The following is a 4,042-nucleotide window of genomic DNA, read 5'->3' on the forward strand; positions in this document are numbered from 1 at the left end:
CACGGCACCGGAAATCCGGCATGTGTTGGTGCGAAACGGCAGGCTGGAAGTCCAATTCACCGAAACCCCGGATCTCGCAGCGGCCACCGACGCTCTCCAGCTCAACAGCGCCGCCGTCACCTGGGAGCTGAGCCCGGACGGGTACACCCTCACCACCGCCGACGCCCTCCCGGCCGTTAGCCACACTCTCACCGTCGGCACCGGTGCTCTCGATCTTGCCGGCAACGGGCTGACGGAAACCTTCAGCGTCACGATCAATCCGTTGACGGTCAGCGGTACGGGCTTCGTCTTCGAAGAGCCCGATCCACGCGAAGTCGCTGTCACAACGACAAGAAATCCGTACGGCTTCCAGGGGCTCCCGGTGGATGCCGAAACGGGGCTCGTTTACGTCAGGAATCGGTATTTCGATCCGGAGATCGGGAGGTTTATCAGCAGTGATCCGCTGGGATTTCTCGATGGCCCCAACCTGTATGCCTTCGCTCTGAACGAGCCCATCAACTTGACCGATCCCCTCGGATTGCAGGCGGAGGGGGGCACGATCAAGGTCAAGCAGTTTTACCGGCCCATCTATATCCAGGTCGAGCCGATCAAGTCTTCCACGGCGTGGAACGAGGCTGAGATCGAGTTGCAGCTCAACACGGCGAATCGGATTTTCGGGGAGCAGGCCGGGGTCTACGTCTTCTGGACGCGGATCAAGGAAGACCCGGATCCGAAGGAGGCGCTGACGGCCGAAGGTGCTCAGGCTCTGCTGGAGAGGGCAGCTTTTTGCTTCTCCGCCGGTACAGGTGGCTACGAAGGGCTTCCCATCTACTACGTCCGCGAGACCTCGGACAACTCCACCGATGGGGGCCGTGGGCGGTCTCCTGACTACCCCACAGATCGGAGTAGAGCTGCGATCGTAAACCGCTACTGGAGGGGCACGCTGACCAACCAATACGTCACGGCCCACGAGCTGGGTCACGCGATTGGCGGGCTGTGCGACCCTGTAGATATCTTCAACCCAGACTGCCGGTTCGGTGCCCCGCAGCCGGAACGCGGGGGCGTGATGAACTACCCCTCGCCCTATGATCCGGAAGCCCAAGGCGAGGGTCTCTCAGAGGGCGAGATCAAGAGGCTGAGGAGGAATGCGCGAGCGCTCGCGACACACCCAGGGGGGCCGCCTCCTTGAGCCGGCGTGCTTTCCGCATCGTGGCGGTTACCGTGCTGGCGGCTGTGCTGCTGGGGGCGGCTGGGGTGGTGGCGTGGGACTGGGTTGCTGACTACCGGCTGTACCGCCGCGCCGTCGCATCGCTTGCCCTTCCAGGGCAGGAGCCAGCGGGTTCTCTTGGAGAGTTTCTTCGGGTTCGGCGGGCACTCGCATTCTACGATGCGGCCGAGCGCCTCGCGGAAAGGAACGCCACCGCCGAGGAAGTCCGGGCTGCCCTGGGGGAGCCTGACCAAGTAGAGGAGATAGACGGGCACCATGCCTGGTTCTACCAGGGGCCAGTTTTTTGGGAGAAGCGCCAGCCGACTATCGTGATGGACATTGATCTCGAGACGTCTCAGGTGACCTCCGTCGGCTACCACCACCACGATTAGCCACTGCGCTGAGGGAGGCGTCGCGGGATCAGGAGTCCCCCTCCTCGTCGAGTTCAATGTTCCGCAGGTGGAACACTCCCCGCCGGGTCTTGCTAGCCGATGGAGGTGCCACCCAAATGTCAAACTTTTTAAGGTCAATACGTTAGATAGCCCTAGCCCGTCTGGCAGCGTCGCGCCCGGTGGGCGGATCGCCGCTTTCGTTCTTCGATCTGCTCGCCCAGGGAGCGGGCGGTGAGCTGTTCCCGGGCCTCTCCTGGGAGTTCGACTTCGGGCAGCTCACAGTCCGCGTCCCGGCGGCCGGTGAGGCCGATACGGCCGCCTTCCGGGTGACGGCGCACCTGCCGGGCAAGCTCGGTCTCACGGCGGCGCTCGAGCTCGTCGCCCTCGGCCCCGGCGGCGTGCCGATCGACGGCGCCGGCGACCTCACCGATTTGCCCCAGCCGAGCGCCCCGCTCACCTTCCGCCGCCTGTCAGATCAGCCGTGGGACGCCGGCTACCAGATCTACCGCTCGGATCCCATCGTGGCGGTGGCGGACCTGCGTGCCGCTGCCGGCTACGGCCGCACGGTGGCGGAGCACGAGATCTGCTCGCGTTGTGATGGCTAAGCCGAAGGCGTGCCTGCGGATGCGGTCGAGATCCTCTCAGGATTCACTCTCGCCGTGCGCTTCCCGGAGTCGACGCGTCAAGCTCTGGCCGACATCTATCCGTCGGCGGCGCTCGACGCCACAGAGCTGGAGTTGCCCTCCGTCCCCTGGGATACCTCGCCCTCGGTCGATCCAGAGCCGGCCCGCAACCCGTCCTACGGTTCGGGCGAAGTTGCTCCCGGCCTGCTCCTGGCAACCGGTGAGATGACCCGCGATGCGGTGGACCTCGCCGTTGCCGGGCGCGGCCTGGACGTCGCCTTCGCCCGCACCTACCGCAGTCGCTCCGTCGGCTCCGGCCCTCTCAGCCCGGGTAGGGATCTCGGCTACCGGGTCCGCCTGCGGGCGCTGCCCACGGGCGATGTGGAACTGCGGGACGGCCGCGGCCGGGTGGAGACCTTCGAGCTGAAAGCCAACGGCGGCTACCGCTCACCGATCCGGCGGACGTTGACTGGCTGACCTTGGCCTACTCGGATGCCGATAGCGACGGCCGCTCGGACGAGAGGACCGGCCAGAGCTGGGGCGGGGATCCTCTCTCCATTGCCTACGACACCGCCACCCGTACTGCCACCGTCACGGACCGGCGCGGCGAATCCTGGACCACCGTCCACGACGCCGCCGGCCACGCCACCCGCCGCACCGATCCCTCCGGAGCGTCCTGGGACACCACCTACGACGACGAGAGCTTGATCACCGAGGAGCGCTCGCCCCTCGGGCGAGTGGTCGCCACGACCTTCGACACAACCGGCGACCGCCGGGGCCGGGGCGACGCCCTCACCGTCATCGTGACGGCGGACAGCCGCGGCGCCAACGGTTCATCACCCTCCCAGAGCACCCAGTACGAGTACCACTCGCGCACCCATCGGCCGGTCCGCATCACGGACCCGCGCGGCACGGTCACGGAGATCGAGCGTGCCGCCTCCGGCCGGCCGGAGCGGATCACCCGCGCCGCGGGCCTGCCTGAGCAGGCGATCATCCAGATCACCTGGGACGACTTCGGGCGTCAGTGAGCCGCACCTACGACTCTCTGTCGCGTCTTACCGCCGACGGTGGCTGGCCGCACCGTCACCCAAGGCTGGGACGACGGCGGCGCCCGCACCTTCTTGGGATATCCCTCCGGCCACAACGTCACCACCACCGTCGACGCCCTCGGCCGACCCATCGCCCTGGCCTCGGCCACGGGCAACCTCGCCACCTACGGCTACCGAGGCCAGAGCCGCATCGCCACCAAGAGCCTCGCCGCCGGAGCGATCTCCGGCTCCAGCACCTTCGACGCCGCCGGGCGGCGGCTGGAGTCCGTGTATCAGGGCTTGGGCGGCGCCACCGTCTTCGGCGACCACCAAAGCTGGAGCCCAAGGAGCTTGACCACGGCCCGCACCCGGCTCGACGATCCGACCCAGAGCCGGGCCTTCAGCTACGACCCAGCGGGGCGCCTCACCGCCGCGGCTCGGATTCCGGAGCCGGCTGCTGCCTTCCCCAACAACACCACCGCTACGGTCGCAACGATCGAACAGGGGACCACCTTCAGCTACGACCCGGCCCAGAATCTCCTCGCTCGCACCGAGGTCGAGCAGGGCATTGCCGACATCGTGACCACACCCACGGACTCCTCCGGCAGAAACCGTCCTGCGAGCGTCGATGGCGAACCGCTCGCCTACGACGCCAACGGCAACCTCACCGCCAGGGGAGACCAGCGCCTCTACTACGACGAGCGCAACCGCCTCACCCGCGTCACTACCGCGGGCGGCACCGAAATCGTCCGCTACGAGTATGATGTCTTTGATCGACGAATAAGAAAGATGCTACCGGGTACTACAGAGCAC

The 4,042-nt window shown here is 66.8% G+C and carries 6 protein-coding genes; all 6 read left to right on the top strand.

The annotated features are described in order from the left end of the window. On the top strand, window positions 1-1,168 hold a 1,168-nt coding region (locus AAF481_20240; GenBank protein ID MEM7483496.1), incomplete at its 5' end, for an RHS repeat-associated core domain-containing protein. Next, window positions 1,165-1,578 carry a hypothetical protein gene (locus AAF481_20245; protein MEM7483497.1) on the top strand — a complete coding sequence of 138 codons (414 nt, stop codon included), beginning with the start codon at window positions 1,165-1,167 and terminating at the stop codon, window positions 1,576-1,578. The genes AAF481_20240 and AAF481_20245, both read left to right, overlap by 4 nt. Window positions 1,579-1,757: 179 nt before the next feature. Then, a complete protein-coding gene (locus AAF481_20250; protein ID MEM7483498.1) occupies window positions 1,758-2,183 on the top strand; it encodes a hypothetical protein in 426 nt (141 codons plus the stop codon). Window positions 2,184-2,192: 9 nt separating this feature from the next. Beyond that, on the top strand, window positions 2,193-2,678 hold the full coding sequence (locus AAF481_20255) for a DUF6531 domain-containing protein (GenBank protein MEM7483499.1): 486 nt from the start codon (window positions 2,193-2,195) through the stop codon (window positions 2,676-2,678). A 2-nt stretch (window positions 2,679-2,680) separates the two neighbouring features. Continuing rightward, window positions 2,681-3,229, top strand: coding sequence for a hypothetical protein (locus AAF481_20260; protein MEM7483500.1), 549 nt, complete (start codon window positions 2,681-2,683; stop codon window positions 3,227-3,229). A 39-nt stretch (window positions 3,230-3,268) separates the two neighbouring features. After that, window positions 3,269-4,042: hypothetical protein (locus AAF481_20265; protein MEM7483501.1), on the top strand; the 774-nt coding region annotated here is incomplete at its 3' end.

The sequence above is a fragment of the Acidobacteriota bacterium genome, from assembly GCA_039030395.1.
Lineage (GTDB): Bacteria > Acidobacteriota > Thermoanaerobaculia > Multivoradales > JBCCEF01 > JBCCEF01.